We start from the raw sequence: 16,393 nt of genomic DNA, 5'->3' as shown, positions 1-16,393 counted from the left end.
GGTTTTGCAGTATATTTCTTTTGTTTCTAGTGATAAAGTTCCCTATTTTCTCACAGATGTAATAATTTCATGTTACACTATATTTTTTGTATGTAAAAAATCGAGTATATAATACCAACTTATCGTATTGTATAATTATCAGAGACACAGAGTGTGAATTTCACCCGTTTCCATCGAACTTCAAATATATACGCAAATTAAAGTTTTGTATATAGATGAAGAGGGAAAAGCTGGTGTAGATTTCGTGTTTCACTGAAATCAATTGAAATATACTGTGTGTATTTTAAGGTTAGGGAAAAAAATAAGATGAAACAAAAGAAATATACTCTAATCAGAAGGAGTCCATTATTTGCACAAGTGTGTCAGTATATTCCTTTGTTCCTAGAGGTGTGATACCTAGGTATCTCGCTATATCCTGGGTGACTTTCTTTTGTTTAATGGATTCATTAATAGCTTTCTCTATTAGTCTAGCTGCTTCACTCCATCCCATAAAGTATAACATTAATTCACATGATTTTATTATTCCTGTAGGATTTGCCACATTCTTGCCTGCATATTTTGGCGCTGTACCATGTATAGCTTCAAACATTCCTCCTGTATCTCCAATGTTGGCACCTCCTAGCATTCCTATGTTTCCGATTAATGCTCCAGCAGCATCTGATATGTAATCACCATTTACGTTAGGGGCAAGTATTATATCGTACTCATCAGGTCTAATGATTATTTGTTGAAGCATGTTATCCGCTATCCTATCATTAAGTATAACCTTTCCTTCCGAATTAACCCCCCGGTTAATTTCCTCCTCAGTCACAATCTTATCTCTGTATTCATTTAGTGCTACTTCATATGCCCATTCCCTGAAGGATCCTTCGGTATATTTCATTACATTTCCTTTATGCATTACAGTGACTTTCTTTCTCGAGTTCTGAAGAGCGTAGTTTAATGCAAGCCTGGTAATTCTCTGGGTTTTAAACTTACTCATAACCTTTAGTCCTATTCCTGTATCATCTTCAATATCGACCTTTAATTCCTCTCTAAGGAATTTTCTTATTTTCTTTGCCTCTTCGCTATCATAGGGAAATTCTATGCCCCTGTAAAGGTCGTCTGTATTTTCCCTAAATATAATCATATCCACTTTTTCTGGATGTTTAAGTGGGCTTTCAAGCCCTTCAATATACTTAACTGGTCTTATGTTTGCGTAGAGGTCAAGCATCAATCTTATTGCAACATTTATGGATTTCCATCCTTTTCCTATGGGAGTTTCTAAAGGTCCCTTTAATACAACCCTGTACTTTAATAGCATGTCCTGTGTCTCTTTCGGGAATCTATCTCCCGTAATCTTGTTTGCTTTCTCTCCTGCATACACTTCTAACCATTTGATCTCTCTAGAACTTTTATAAGCTTTCTCTACAGCCTTATTCACTACTCTGATAGCTGAATTAGTAATTTCAGGTCCTATTCCGTCTCCCTCTATATATAGAATTATTGGTTTATTTGGTACTACCCATTTTCCCTTTTCAAACTTTATTGGCTCCCCATCTTGAGGTTCTTTGTACAACATGACCAATAGTTCAACGCATATCCTTTTAATCTTTTAGATGTAGTTTATCATGACTAATCCCTTATTTTTCAGTCTCAAAGTATGTGTGAAGAAAACTCGATAAAGTTTATATAACTACGTTTTTACAACACATCAATGATATCCTATTTCCTAGTTTTATTGATTATCTTATCGTCAGGTTTGGGCTTATACTTAGGTTATCCTACCAACTATAGTCAAACGACTAACGCTTTACCTAGTTATGTTAGTGTCAGTATAGTCGTCCCACCTAAAAACCTTGAATTATTACAAATTTATATACAGCAACATAAAGTCCTGAACGAAGATGAGTTATATTCACTATTTATACCGTCTAACAAGATCTCGCAGTTGGTAGATCTACTTAAGGACAACGGGATACAGCCCAACGTAACTCTCAATGTCATATCTTTTCAAGCATCTCCCTATCTAGTTGAGAAACTGTTTAAAGGTCAATATATCATTACAAGATTCCTAGGCAAAACGGTCTACTATTTTCTCTCGGGAAGTGGCATACCCGGTTTAGTAATATCTAGTAATATAACAAATACGCTTGTTGAAAAACCCATGAATATGATAAATCTGACCCAAGAGCAACTACAGGGCTACTCCATTAGTACGCCAAATGATATTAGAACAGCGTATAATGTTTCATATTTACTGGATAATGGTATAACAGGAAAAGGAGTAAATATAGGAATCCTAGTCTTTGACGGTAATCCTTACATACAACAAGAACTTAGTACTTTTGACCAGTTATACAATATAACCTCTCCTCCATTTTTGGATATTGTTCCTATAGGTCCCTATAACCCTAATGATGGTATACAATCAGGCTGGGCACTGGAAGCCTCATTAGATGTTGAGTACGCCCATTCCATAGCTCCCAGTGCAGGGATTGTGCTATATGTTGCAAATTCTAACCTAGCCCTTCCTGAAATTTTAGCCAATATAGTTCAAGATAATCAAGTTGCAGTTCTCTCTCAAAGTTTTGGGATACCTGAAATTTACTTTCTAACAGGTGAGCTTCCTCTTTCATATCTACAGTCGATAATGTATGAATACTGGTTGGGTGAGGCTTTAGGGATAACCTTTGTGGCTTCAAGTGGAGATGCTGGAGCTACAGGATATAACTTCTATCTTAGTCCTATGGGATCCCAGTTGGTTCCAGCGTCAATTCCCTATGTGTTAGCTGTAGGCGGAACTAGTCTGTTTGCCTCTTATAACCAAACCTATCAGACAGCATGGAGTGGACAAAGTATTTTAGGTAGTAGTACAGGCGGATACAGCTCACTGTTTCCATCACCATATTATCAGTCATTATCAGGCTTTAGAAAAGTCCCTGATGTAGCAGCTTTAGCTGATCCCTATACTGGAGTTAAGGTCGTTTATGTAAACAATGAAACTGTAATTGTAGGCGGTACGTCTGTGGCATCTCCGATAGTATCTGGTATCCTAGCACTAACTGTTCAAGTAAAAGGTCGGCTAGGGTTCATAAATCCACTAATATACAATATATCTAACACTCCAGCACTAGGAAAGATTAGTTTTGGTTATAATGGCGGATATACTGCAAACTCCTCTTACAATCTGGTAACAGGTTTAGGCTACATAAACGCAGGATATTTCATTAAATTAATTAGTATACCAAAGTCATCTTTAGCTCTAGGTTTACAGAATTTCACTGCAGTCCCAGGAGAAAAAGTCAAGGTTATAGCTCAGTTAACAGGAGTTAGTGGGCAACAGATGCCTTTAGACATATATGCCAACGTATTTAATGGAACTAACATTGTCTCATCCATTACGTTATCTTATAACGGTAGCTATTATGTTGGATATTTCAATTATACCAGATCTGGGATATACGAGATTGTAGCAAGCTACAATGGTCTTTATGGGTTCTCGTATGTAATATATGGATATCAGGCTATATTTCTATTCCCATTAGTTGCAGTTTATCCAATTCCTGGAAACATTCCTGTGATAGCACTGATAACATATCCTAACGGAACACCAATTTCATCTGCAAGGGGCTTTTCCCTAGAAGTTTATAATGAAAATCAACTTACCGGACACTTGGCAAAGGCTTTTACAATTAATTTAGTAAATCAGAAAATTGTCAATACTTCACAATTAGGTATAAGGGTTAATGCAACGGAAAACTTACTGGAAGGATACCTCAACTTCTCAAGTTTTAATAATTTTGGAGGAGTCTGGGTTCTTACTGTAAATAATGCTATTGGGCTAGACGAGTTTGTGTTGGGATTTTACGTAATTCCAATATTATTGCCAAACACATTGGCTGAGCCTATCAGTGCATATGTTGGGGGAAGTTTAACATTATATATTTATGAATTAGGCTTAGGGTATCCTAACATAACTGTTAATTTCATTAAGAACGGATTAACCTATTACAGCACTAATGTTAATGCAGTTCCAATATCATCCTCTTCCTACTATATCAGTAAAATACAAGTTCCTCTAAACCTCTCATCTGGATATTATACTGTAGAGGCTATAGCCAAGTATAGTAACGGGAGTTATAGCTCATTTGGAGTTGGTTATACACAAATATATGTTAGCAATAACGGACTGAGCGTCTTAAGTTATGTTAATAGTGTGGCTTTTGAAAACGAGACAATACAAGTAAGAGCTTTAATACAGAATAGCATAAACGATTCGAAGGTAACTCTAGGATCATTTTCTGCTATACTTACACCATCATACTCTATTGGTAACCCCTCTTCTGGTATATACTACATTGTACCTCTTCATTTTAACGGGAGCTACTGGATAGGTGATTTCACAATTCCATCCCAGAGTTCAGGTCTTCCATATAACTTGATATCAGGTTTATGGTATGTATATATAGTTGGTATATCTGCTGATGGGAGTGTAGTCCCTGTGAATACTTCGGTTGACTACTCCACATTAGAGGCTTTTCCGAGTTCCAGTGGACTGGAGTTGACGGTGATGCCCTACGTTTATGTGAAATTCTTTAATGGTACTAACGCTGTAGGTCTATACATAGAAAATGCATTCTTTAAGAACGAGCACGTTGTTCTTATGAATTCAGTAGTGAAGAATCTCACGGCTATAAACTCATCTATAGTTCTGATAAATACTGAAGTATACAACCTTTCTCTTCTAAATTCAAAAGTGTTTACATATGCAAATGTTAGCACATACCAGGGACAGAACTTAGTGACCTTTACCTCTGCTCCATTGAATAATGGCTCGCAGACCGGTATTTCGGCTTTGACCATTGAGGCGATAGCATCAATTATTTCATTAATTCCTTTGATTGTGCTACTAGTCCTCGAGAGAAATAAGAAGATTTAGTACACTAAGAAAATCAAAAGTCCTGGAAAGTTAAGTTTAATTTTTTCCTTTGTTTTATGAAATTGCCTCAGAAGGGTTAGCTTTAGGTTGGAAGGCAAATGATATAAAGTCTATCACAGTAAATCTAATTATTATGTGGTATACTGGGAGTGGTGATAGTGGTAAAACTAGACTACCTTCAGGGGGCGAAGTATGGAAAGACGAGGACTTAGTTGTGGCTTTGGGTGATTTAGACGAATTGAACTCCTCTTTAGGAGTTGTTATAAGTTTATATCCAGATATTAAAGAAGTATTGGAGGCTGTACAGTTTGATATCTTTGAGCTTTCATCTGAAATCGCTGGATTTGAGATGAACTTTGACGAGGAAAAAGTGAAACATGTGGAAAAATTAATTGAAGAGTACTCCAAAACCTTAGAGCCTATAAAGAACTTTGTTCTTCCTGGTGGTCATATTGCCTCATCATCTCTTCATCTCTCAAGGGCTATCTGTAGGAGGGCAGAACGAAGTATAGTAAGGTTATTGAAGACTAACAGAGCCAAGCAGATTCATGAAAAATACCTGAATAGACTCTCGACGTTGCTGTTTATATTAGCTCTTTATGTCAACAAGAAAACCAATAATCCAAACGTTTTATGGAGAAAGTCTATTCGACATTAATCCCTATTCCCTTTTTTAGGGCAACCTTATATGCCATATATGCGGTTAAATTGTCTTCAGAGGCTATTCCTACGGTCTTGAACAATGATGGTCTTTTGACATTTAAACCTCTATTGATTACCTCACCAATTTCAATAACCTTTTCCTTCCTGAGAACGCCACTATTTACAGGCTGAATATAATCTCCTGTTTCATTCGCTACAGCCTCAACAGAATCCACCATATATGTCTCAATCTTTCTTATAGTATCATCATCTATTTCCCTTGACTCAGGTGTATGTGCACCTATACTGGAGATGTGGAAATCGTCTCTCAAGTATTTACCTAAAATCACGGGTGAGGATGAAGAAGTTGTGGAAAATATAACATCGGCTTCCCTTAGCACTTTTTCTAGCTCTACAGCCTCAGCACCGAATTCTTTAGCTAATAAATAATGATTTCTCCTTGCTGAAATCAACACCCTACCAACTTTGAAATAACTTAAGCCTAATTTTAGGTGGTAACGGGCTTCGGTACCGGCTCCTATTATACCTAAAGTTCCTATTGTTCTTGTGTTCATGGCTAGCTCTGCTGATAAAATACTCGCGGACGAAGTCCTAATTGCTGTAAGGACTAAACCATCTAGTATGGCTAATGTCTCGCCTGTATCTGGGGACATTAATATAACTACTCCTTGCACACTCGGTATATTTCTTTCCTTATTTGATGGTATTACGTTGACTATCTTTACTGCAAGAGAGAGATCAGTGTAAGACGGCATGATTCCCCACCAGTTTCCCTTAACGCTCAGTACTTGTCTTTGTGGTTGGACCACTCTCCTTGATGAATATAGTGAAAAAGCTTCTTTGACTGCATTTACTGCTGTTTCGGCGTCAAGAATTTCCTCTAACTGAGTTTTATTCAGTACGAGCATTGTTGATACTTGATTATTCTACAAATATATTAAATATTACCTCAAGTTTATTGGAAATCGTTTAGCGTAAGATAGGTAGTTTTATTTTTTCATTCAGCCATATGAATATCTAATGGAAGATTATTGGATTAAGATATTTGAGTCTGATCTTTACATTAACGAGATGCTGAAGATATGGGAAGAAGGAGAAAAGTGGGCTAAATGGATAGACGAAGTAGTTAAGAAATATAAGATTGATGCGAGAAATATTCTTGATGTACCTTGTGGAATTGGTAGAGTCAGTTACTATCTCACTAAATTGAACTACAACGTAAGCGGAATTGATATATCAGAAAAGATGATTAACACGGCGAAGGAGAGAGTTAAAAAAGGTAACTTTATCAAGGGGGACATGAGACATCTCTCAACTTTAATAAGAGATAAATTCGACATTATTCTAAATATTTTCAATAGTCTGGGTTATTATGAGGAGGAAGACGATTTAAGGATATTGAATGAATTCAGAGCAGTTTTAAAACAGGGTGGTCTACTTATTGTTAACTTGGAGAATAGGGACTATGCTATTTATAACAAACCAGAGGTAGTACACTCTTACGTTCCGCCCTATGTGATTATTGATAAAAATGATTTTGATCCTTTCTCCTCAAGGTTGAAAGTCACCAGGTCTTATTTAAAGGATGGAAAAGAGATAGAGAGAATAACATTTTCGCAGAGACTTTACAGTTTACATGAAATAGTTAGATTATTAACAAAGTCTGGATTTGAAATACTGGAGGTTTTAAGTGGATATTCATGGAAGAGATTCGAAGTTACTGATCCACAAATGGCAATAATCGCAAAGCCAATTTAATTTCTAATTATATTTTATTGTTAATGCATTATCTCTCATTTGTCTTAATGATTGAATCTAATTTCTAGAGGTAGAGATATATCTTGAACTATCCCTAATTTTACTGAACATACAGCATAAACACAATAATCTATATCAAGAATTAACATGAGATATCTCAACAGATTTCAAATACCTCCACTTTATTTCTCTAAATATTTTATAAATTTTCTAATAAGTTTATCATTATTGTAATTTATCATTATAATACGTTAATTAATCACTCTATATGTCAGCATTGTTCAAAAAGTTTATATTATATTAAACAGTAATATATAGTATGAGAAGGGTTCTCAAAGCTGCAATACTTGGTTCAACAGGATTGGTAGGTATAGAATACGTGAGGATGTTGGCAAATCATCCATATATAAAAGTGGCATATCTAGCAGGCAAAGGTTCAGTAGGTAAGCCATACGGTGAAGTGGTAAGATGGCAGACAATTGGTCAAATTCCGAAGGAAGTTGCAAATATGGAGATAAAGCCAACTGATCCTAAGTTAATGGACGATGTAGACTTAGTTTTTTCTCCATTACCTGCTGGAGCTGCAGGACCTGTAGAGGAGGAGTTTGCTAAACATGGGTTCAAAGTGATAAGTGACTCGCCAGATCACAGATTTGAGCCTGATATTCCATTATTGATACCAGAAATTAATCCTCATACGATAACATTAATAGATGAACAGAGAAAGAAAAGGGATTGGAAGGGGTTTATAGTTACAACACCATTATGTGCTGCTCAAGGAGTGCTTTTGCCTTTGGCACCAATTTATCAGAACTTTAAGGTAGATAGTGTTTTCATAACGACTATGCAAGCTGTATCAGGTGAAGGATATCCTGGCGTAGCCTCATTAGACATTATTGATAATATAAAGGTTCTTGGGGAAAATTATGATAATAAGTTAATTAAAGAGGTACATAGAGTTCTATCAGAAACTAAGAGGAACGTGAACGATAGCGGTAATGATGTTACTCTCTCTGCTACAACACATAGGGTAGCCACTATTCACGGTCATTATGAGATAATCTATGTTACGTTTAAGGAAGATGTTAACGTGGAGAAAGTAAGGGAGGCTATGGATAACTTTAAGGGAGAACCACAGAACTTAAAACTACCTACAGCTCCATCTAAGCCTATAATCCTAACTAATGAGGATTCAAGACCTCAAGTTTACTTCGACAGATGGGCTGGAGAAATTCCGGGTATGAGTGTAGTCGTTGGAAGACTTTCGCAAGTTAATAGGAGGGCTATAAGGTTTGCTTCTCTGATTCATAATACTGTCAGAGGAGCTGCAGGTGGGGGTATACTAGCAACAGAATTCCTGGTGGAGAAGGGTTATATGGATTAATTTCGTCTTATATACCTCAAATCAAAGTAGTAATAATTTTTTATTGGATATATGAATCCTTTTATATGTTGATGAGCACATTCTTTTCTGATTTAATGAAGAAAGTGGCCAGGTCTGAGGTAGATAAGTGTTGGATTTTATCACATTAGCTGTTAATTCAGGTATTGATAGAGATTTAGTTATACAAGCATATAAGAGGATTAACGGAGGATATTACGTAAGTATATCATATGCAAAATCACCAATTTTATATGAATTAGACTCATGGCCTAGGAAGTACGTGAGAAAGCCATTTTTGGCTTGGTTACAGAGATCACAACCTGAAATGATAGACAAGGTTATCTCCCTTTTTGTTACATTAGATGTTCATATACTTCACGCCGTTTCCTCGTCACTTACAGGTCTACCTTTAAACTCTAGGGTAATTTCGCAGGATATTGATAACGTATTTTCAGAGATAAAAAAGGAGGCTACATCATTAGGTTTAACTATCTATCCAGAAAAGGAAGAGTTGGGAGTTAATTATAGTCTACTCAAGGACATGATTATCGATTTAGTAGATAAGAGGAAGGCAGAGATTAGCTTAGATATTAAGGACATACTAGAGGATATAGCATATGATAGTGAGTTCATGGAGAAATTAAAGAGTAGTAAGAGTTGGATTAAGACTGTTTCAAGGGGCAAGGCATTAAAGGCTATGATATTGGAAAATAAGTTTGATGAATTTGTGGAGTCTGAAAAGATAAAACTACTCTATCTTTTAGCTTCAAGATCCCTCTATTTTGATAGGTCGTTACTCTCGAATGGAATAAGTAATACATTAAATTCCATTAGAAACCCTGATCCTGAATTAGCATCGCAACTAAATGAATTAGTGGATCAGATGAAAAAGAAATTATCATATTTCTAACATAAATCTAACACATAATAAGTAATAACAAAATATCTAATTTTATCTAGAAAATAATCAGATTTAATCTATTAGGTAAAACTGATTAGAAACATTTTGCGATTACCTTTTTAAACGATTATTTTTGATGAATTAAGTGTGGAGAAGAATAAACAACAAAAAACAAGGAAGAAGAGGGTAAGTAGAGAGAGTATAATAGCCTTTAAGAAAGAATTAAAGTCGCTTTCTATGGAACCGATATACGGTGAGTCCCTAAAGGATATACTGGCTAGGCTGACTTCTAAACTAGAACAAGTAGCACTATCTTATGGGTACGAGATTGAATTTCCGGAGAGAGCTAAAAAGGAAGTTGAAGGAGACGTTTATTACTTCATTTATCCCATCAAAGTAAAGACAAAACACGGAGAGAAAAGACTAACATTAGAAGTTGAATATATGCTTTATGAAGAAGGTAGATGGATGGGAATAATAACAGACGTGTTATGATTTTTGGTCTACAGTTGTTTAAATTTTAGTTCCAGGTCGTAGTATGCTACCGTGCTCAACCTCCTTATCAGGTGATACTAAAGCACCTAACTTTTCAACTCTCCCTCTTATTACATTCGCTGGGTAGCTTGACATTATAACATTGGATCCTATCTTAGAATTACTCCCTATTATACTGTATGTAAGGTAACTCTTTGAACCTATTTCAGCTCCAGGTTGTATCGAGGAATGAACTATCTCACAGTAGGCTCCTACTTTTGCACCTCTCTCCACCGAGCTGTAATCTCTCACAAGTGAAAAGTTCCCTATGTATGCGTTCTCACCAATGTAAGCTGGTCCCTTAACAACAGCATAATCATCTATAACTGCGTTATTATCGATTATAACCTTCTTTCCTATAATAGCTGTTTTTGATATCTCACTAGAGCTTGATATAACAGTTTCGTGCTTGCTTAATAGGGCTTCCAAAGCACCGATAATATCTTCAGGGTAACCTATGTCAAACCAATCCCCACTCCATATAAAGTACTTTATCTTACTTTTGCGTTGATTAAGGTAATCTATGAAATCCTCAAATGTCTCATTCTTTATTATGTATGCTCCTGCAAGAGCTAAAGTTGATCCCTCTTTTACTACTTCTAATCCCTCAGTGGTTATCTTTGCTAGTCCATAGGTTTGGATTCCTTTACTCACAGGTACTAGCGGTATAACTATCTCGGAACCTGAAACGGAAAACGCATTAACTAGATTCACGTAAAATTCTTCTGGTGCAACAATATCTCCAAAAGCTATTACTATATTATCGTCATCTGATTTTTCTAATCCATCCTTTATAGCTCCACTGATACCTTCCCTATGTTGATTTATTACTTCAAAGCTCACGTTTAGTTTTTCTAGTTCATCTTCAATTAACTTTTTACCTCGATCAGTAGTCACCACAACGAAATCATTTATTCCCGCTTTTTTCAAGCCTGAAATAGAATAGGAAAGGATCATTTTACCAAGTATATTAATGGTTTCCTTTTGCACTCTCTCAGTATATGGTAGCAACCCTTCACCTTTGCCACCGGCAAGAATTATAGCTTGCATATGAGTAAATCTCATTACGGTTAAATAATGATAGTTGAAGCATCGGTTCCTCTCAAATTGACCTTATTTGGAGAGCATGCTGTAGTTTATGGTAGACCTGCTATAGCGTATACTATATCAGAATATTTGAAGATAAGAATTAAAGAAAGTGAAAGGTTTTATGTTACATCGAACACTTTAGAACTCACTGGTGTCAAAGTTGATCTGCATGAATATAAAGTGGAAAACGAGAACGTGAAGAGAGTTTTAGCTTACATAACTGAGACTATAAATTACTTTGGTGCAGAGAAAAAAGTCAGTATTGATATTGAGTCACCAGTGGATCCATCTGTTGGGTTAGGCACTAGCGCAGGTGTAGTAGTAGGTATGGTCTCTGCCTACTCCACGCTTTTAGGTCATAAACTATCTAGAGAGCAAATAGCTAAAATATCTCATGAGATCGAGTTAAGGGTTCAAGGATTGGCTAGCATTATGGACACACATACAGAGACTTTTGGCGGGTTTATCCTAGTTAAGAAAGGGGGTAAAGAAGTTGAGAAATTAGATGCAAACATGAACTTTTCCTCAGGCTATTTTAGGAGAATAGCAACCACTGCAGACATGTTAAAGAGAGTTAAAAAACTCAAGGAATCCAAACCCCAGTTATTCGAATCTGTATTAAATGTGATAGAGCAAGTTACCACTGAGGCAAAAAATGCTATTGCTAAGAACGATGAAGACGAATTGGGAGAATTAATGTACATTAACCATGGTCTTCTGTTTTCAATAGGCATTACTGTCCCCGTAATAGATCAAATTGTCTCAACTGCAAGGATAGCAGGTGTTAAAGGGTGTAAGGTCAGTGGTGGTGGTGGAGGAGGAGCTGTGGTCTGTACTAAGAGTGAGCAAGCGGAATTTCTGATCAAAGCCATGGGAGGAAAACTGATAAACGCCAATCCCTCGTTCAATGGAGTTATGATAAAGTTAATTTAGTAGTTAGCGTAGAGAAATTCTTGTGTGCGGAATAATCGGAATAGTATCCTCAAAGGAAGATAAGAAGATCGCTGACAAAGTTATCTCCGCATTAAAGAGACTGGAGTATAGAGGATATGACAGTGTAGGCGTTGCGTCGCTTGATAATAATAAGCTGGAGGTAAGGAAGGCTAAGGGAACTGTAGAGGAGGTCATTAGTAAAAAGAAAGTCAGTGAGATGTCTGGTTACATATTTTTAGGTCACACGAGATGGGCGACCCACGGTCCTCCTACAGACTATAACGCTCATCCTCATGTAGACTGTTCAGGTAAGATAGCTGTAATCCATAATGGTACAATAAAGAATTATAAGGAATTGAGAGAAGAGCTTCAGACACTAGGACATGTATTCAAAAGTGATACGGATACAGAAATAATTCCCCACTTAATTGAGGAATTCATGAAAAGAGGTATGGATGCTTATAGTGCGTTCAGGAATTCAATTAAGACTTTAGAGGGAAGTTATGCAGTTTTAGCTGTTATTCATGGAGAAAAGAGAATATTCTTTGCCAAGAGGGACAATCCATTAGTTATTGGTCTTGGAGAGAAGGAAAATTATATAGCCAGTGACATTCCTGCTTTTCTCTCATACACAAAGAGGATTTTAGTTATCAAGGATGGAGAACTCGGTTTTATCACAACATCTAATGTCTTTATAGAAGACAAGGACGGTAATCCGGTGGATCTATCAGATAGAGTAAGGGTCATTGACTGGGATGTGGAAACTGCCTCTAAAGAAGGATATCCACATTTCATGATTAAGGAAATACACGAATCACCAAAATCAATCAGAGATACAGTAGACAGTCTAATTTCTGACCTCGACTTAATAGACAAAATTATAGCAGAAATGAAGAGTTCAGGAAGGATTGTAGTAGTAGGCGCTGGTACGAGTTATCACGCAGGATTGTATTTTTCCCTCTTATTGAGTAGGGAAGGAATGAATAGTTTTCCGTTGATAGCCTCAGAGTATTATAATTTCAAGGCTAAGAAGGATGACTTAATATTTGCTATTAGTCAGAGCGGAGAAACTTTAGATCTACTTCAGGCAGTTAGAAAGTTTAAAGAGGAAGGAGCTAGAATAGTATCTCTAACTAATGTTATAGAAAGTGCTTTAGCGAGAGAAAGTAATTACAAAATCTATATGAGGGCAGGTCCTGAGATAAGTGTAGCTGCAACGAAGACATTTATAACACAGCTGATTTCTCTCCTCTTTATATACTCTAGATTAAGGAGGGACAATACTAATAAATTCAGGGGAGCAGACACGGAGGTTGAAAGGGTTATATCTAGCGTAGAGGGTTATGCAAAACTTATCGGAGAGGAGTTATCCAAGAAGACTAGTATATACTACTTAGGTAGAGGAATGTCTTTACCATTAGCTATGGAAGGGGCACTGAAAATAAAGGAAGTCGCGTATGTTCATGCTGAGGCATATCCTGCAGGTGAGAGTAAACATGGTCCCATATCACTAGTAGATAAAGGCTTTCCAATTGTGGCAATAAACGATGGTGAAATCACTGATCTGCTTAGAAATAACGTTATAGAGATGAAAGCTAGAGGCGCGAAAGCCTATGTGATTAGTGCAAACAAGAAAATAAGTGAAAGTGATGTCGAAATATATTTGGACTCTATTCAATTTCCTGCTCTATCAATTTCAGTTGTACTTCAGTTAATTGCATATTATGCCTCTGTAAGTAAAGGACTAAATCCAGATAAACCTAGAAATTTAGCTAAAACTGTTACTGTAGAGTAACGTTTTTCTTACTTCTCTTCGAGAGTTGCAATGGCAGTGTAGATGGCAACATTAATGGATCTCCCCTCTTTATCTCCTCATTTAACTCATCTATGGTGTAACTTCTCTGTTCATTCTTTTCCCTTAGCTTTATTGTTAACGAACCTGTCTTAACTTCCCTCTCCCCAAGTAGAACTACGAAGGGTATCCATTCCTTTCCAGCTCTGGCTATTTTTGAGCCAAGGTTATCATTTATGTCGTCAACATCTACCCTCGCTTTAATGTAGCTAGCTATCTTGAATGCGTCCTGTAGGTAATCACTTTTAACAGGCAAGATTCTCACTTGGATTGGGTTCATCCATAAAGGCAACATAGGTGGAGCCTTAGTACTAGCGTTATAGAGGAAATAGTAGGTTAGTAAATTAACATCTATCTCCACATAATCCTTAGTCCTGTTTACTATAACATATGAGTTCTTTGAGTCCTCAAATTTTTCTATTATACCATCTACCCCGTTTTTTATCCTTACCTTAATCTTTGGCTCCTCATTTACACAAGGTAATCTTCGTCCTTGAGTGGAAGAGTAAATTATCCTGAACTCTCCTTCCTCAGGAATTCCATCTCCTTCAGTTATAAAATTAGGTTTAACCAGATTCTTTAAGTATTCAATGGTAGCATTTCTCATAAATACACTATGTGGAGAGCTCGGAAAGCCAAATTTTTCACAAACCTTTATCTCCTCGCTTTTCTCATAATCCTCTTCATGTCTTATTCTCTTACTTAATTCACTTAACGGATGACCGTAACAGTTAATGTAAAATTGCTTATACCAACCAAAAGGTGCCCTACTCACTTCCATGGTGACTTTCTTTGTCTCCTCTTCTAGCTGTCTCAGTATTTTTATAGCTATGTCTGGTTTCTCCAGGTTATCAGATAAATGGGCATATGGGTAAATAATTATACTAGAAGCCTTTACGTCACTAAAGACTTTACCTATTTCTTTTACTGCCCTCTCTATTATTTTCTCGTCATCACCTTTTTCAACTGTTGTGAAAGCCACCAATACATTTTCCTTTTCTAATGAGGGAATTGTAGGCTCCTCAGGTTCTCTTATCGCCTTGTCTTTTATTGAAAAAGAGAATTTTGAGGCATGAATTAGAAGAATTATCATAGGTTAATCTCCTTACCGTTTTCCGGTACTTCTACATCAACACCTATCTTCTCCTTTATTTCGTTTGCAAGTGCTGAACTGCTAGAGGGGTCTCCATGAACTAGGATAACTTTCTCTAATTTCTTCGAACTTTTAATCATCTCCAACAATTGGGATTTACCGGCATGGCTTGAGAAATCAAAGATCTGGAACCTCGCCTTGAGCATGGGGGAATATTCATCAAACTTTCCTGTCTCCAATAACCTTCTTCCGGGAGTGTTCTCAGCCTGATAACTCACTAAGAATACCCCATTTCTAGGACTTTCAGCTATCTTCTTGAAGTAGTAGACTGCTGGACCACCCTTCAACATGCCTGCACTACTCACTATTGCACCTTCACCCTTTATTGCCTTGTTCCTATCATTCCACCCATTTACATAACGGTAGAATTTATGTGCTCTCTTTAAAGCGTCATAATTATTGATAAACTCAGGGTTCTGTATCATCAACTCGGTTATTTCCTTAACCATGCCGTCATAATAAACGGGGTAATCGAATTTCTTATCTGCTAATAGAGCTAAAATTTCTTGGCTCCTTGCTAGACTAAATGATGGTACAAGCACAACCCCTCCTCCTTCAACTACCTCCCTAACAGAATTATAAAACTCCTCCTCCACTTCTTCCCTCTTCGGGTGGTTGTATTTTCCATAAGTGCTCTCGATTACAAGCACATCTGCATCTGATAGGAAGTTGAGATCTGCTGGACCTACTAACTTCGTGTTAATGACATTTGTGTCTCCTGTGTAAACAATGTTATGTTTATCTGTTTTCACCTTGATCATGGAACTTCCCGGAATATGACCAGCGTTTCCGAGTTCCACCTTAAAAGTGTCTATCTCAAATTCCTGGTAATAGTTCACTGTCCTGAAATTATCCATTGTTCTCTTTACTTCCATCCATTCAAAGGGAAGTCTAGCACCAGAAAGTTTGAGGAAGTCCTTTAACATTAACTCTGTGATCAATTTGGTCATCATGGTTCCAAACACTGGATAACTGCCCGATATTTGGTATAGGGGCAAAGACCCGACGTGATCAAGATGTGAATGTGAGACTACGAAACCTTTTACTCTATTTGGCGTTTCCTGCAAAGGGAGGTTAGGATTATCGTTCTGATCAAAGTTTACACCGTAATCTAAAATTATGGCTGAGTCCCCTTTACTTACTTCAATGGCTGCCCTCCCTACTTCTCTTCCTCCGCCCAGTATCTTCACTGAATCCATAGGCAT

General features: G+C 36.8%; 13 protein-coding genes. 8 read left to right on the top strand and 5 right to left on the bottom strand.

The window, feature by feature from the left end:
* Positions 1 to 331 precede the first annotated feature (331 nt).
* Entirely contained in the window at positions 332 to 1,558 is a 1,227-nt protein-coding gene (locus SACI_RS11485; RefSeq protein WP_015385811.1) for an NADP-dependent isocitrate dehydrogenase, read from the bottom strand.
* Positions 1,559 to 1,696: 138 nt separating this feature from the next.
* On the opposite strand from SACI_RS11485, the gene SACI_RS11480 reads away from it, so the two are divergent.
* Positions 1,697 to 4,921, top strand: coding sequence for a S53 family peptidase (locus tag SACI_RS11480; RefSeq protein WP_011279154.1), 3,225 nt, complete (start codon positions 1,697 to 1,699; stop codon positions 4,919 to 4,921).
* 127 nt (positions 4,922 to 5,048) lie between these two features.
* Positions 5,049 to 5,579: a cob(I)yrinic acid a,c-diamide adenosyltransferase gene (locus SACI_RS11475; RefSeq protein WP_048054438.1), complete on the top strand. Its 531-nt coding sequence runs from the start codon at positions 5,049 to 5,051 to the stop codon at positions 5,577 to 5,579.
* On the opposite strand, the gene SACI_RS11470 is transcribed toward SACI_RS11475, so the two are convergent.
* Positions 5,566 to 6,492, bottom strand: a complete 927-nt coding sequence (locus SACI_RS11470) for an ornithine cyclodeaminase family protein (protein WP_011279152.1) — start codon at positions 6,490 to 6,492, stop codon at positions 5,566 to 5,568. The two genes, SACI_RS11475 and SACI_RS11470, sit on opposite strands and share 14 nt — an antisense overlap.
* 112 nt (positions 6,493 to 6,604) lie before the next feature.
* On the opposite strand from SACI_RS11470, the gene SACI_RS11465 reads away from it, so the two are divergent.
* From SACI_RS11465 to SACI_RS11450, 4 genes are all read left to right on the top strand, one after another.
* Positions 6,605 to 7,342 (top strand): class I SAM-dependent methyltransferase, encoded by a 738-nt coding sequence (locus SACI_RS11465; RefSeq protein WP_011279151.1) that lies wholly within the window; start codon positions 6,605 to 6,607, stop codon positions 7,340 to 7,342.
* 319 nt (positions 7,343 to 7,661) lie between these two features.
* On the top strand, positions 7,662 to 8,726 hold the full coding sequence (asd, locus tag SACI_RS11460) for an aspartate-semialdehyde dehydrogenase (RefSeq protein ID WP_011279150.1): 1,065 nt from the start codon (positions 7,662 to 7,664) through the stop codon (positions 8,724 to 8,726).
* A 127-nt stretch (positions 8,727 to 8,853) separates the two neighbouring features.
* A complete protein-coding gene (locus SACI_RS11455) occupies positions 8,854 to 9,636 on the top strand; it encodes a hypothetical protein (protein WP_015385810.1) in 783 nt (260 codons plus the stop codon).
* Between the two features lie 138 nt (positions 9,637 to 9,774).
* Positions 9,775 to 10,122 carry a hypothetical protein gene (locus SACI_RS11450; RefSeq protein ID WP_011279148.1) on the top strand — a complete coding sequence of 116 codons (348 nt, stop codon included), beginning with the start codon at positions 9,775 to 9,777 and terminating at the stop codon, positions 10,120 to 10,122.
* Positions 10,123 to 10,140: 18 nt separating this feature from the next.
* Here SACI_RS11450 and SACI_RS11445 read toward each other — a convergent pair whose 3' ends face one another.
* Positions 10,141 to 11,211, bottom strand: a complete 1,071-nt coding sequence (locus SACI_RS11445) for a sugar phosphate nucleotidyltransferase (RefSeq protein ID WP_011279147.1) — start codon at positions 11,209 to 11,211, stop codon at positions 10,141 to 10,143.
* A 27-nt stretch (positions 11,212 to 11,238) separates the two neighbouring features.
* Here SACI_RS11445 and mvk point away from each other — a divergent pair, with 27 nt between their 5' ends.
* Positions 11,239 to 12,183, top strand: a complete 945-nt coding sequence (gene mvk, locus SACI_RS11440; protein WP_011279146.1) for a mevalonate kinase — start codon at positions 11,239 to 11,241, stop codon at positions 12,181 to 12,183.
* Positions 12,184 to 12,205: 22 nt separating this feature from the next.
* The gene (gene glmS / locus SACI_RS11435; protein ID WP_011279145.1) at positions 12,206 to 13,978 is read left to right on the top strand and encodes a glutamine--fructose-6-phosphate transaminase (isomerizing); all 1,773 of its coding nucleotides are present in this window, start codon (positions 12,206 to 12,208) and stop codon (positions 13,976 to 13,978) included.
* On the opposite strand, the gene SACI_RS11430 is transcribed toward glmS, so the two are convergent.
* A complete protein-coding gene (locus SACI_RS11430) occupies positions 13,965 to 15,128 on the bottom strand; it encodes a threonyl-tRNA synthetase editing domain-containing protein (RefSeq protein ID WP_011279144.1) in 1,164 nt (387 codons plus the stop codon). The genes glmS and SACI_RS11430 overlap by 14 nt on opposite strands.
* Positions 15,125 to 16,393, bottom strand: coding sequence for an MBL fold metallo-hydrolase (locus SACI_RS11425; protein ID WP_011279143.1), 1,269 nt, complete (start codon positions 16,391 to 16,393; stop codon positions 15,125 to 15,127). Before SACI_RS11425 ends, SACI_RS11430 begins: the two co-directional genes overlap by 4 nt.

The sequence above is a fragment of the Sulfolobus acidocaldarius DSM 639 genome (genome assembly GCF_000012285.1).
Taxonomy (GTDB): domain Archaea; phylum Thermoproteota; class Thermoprotei_A; order Sulfolobales; family Sulfolobaceae; genus Sulfolobus; species Sulfolobus acidocaldarius.
Note: the sequence above shows the minus strand (reverse complement) of the source record. Positions and strands in the feature narration are given on the sequence as shown.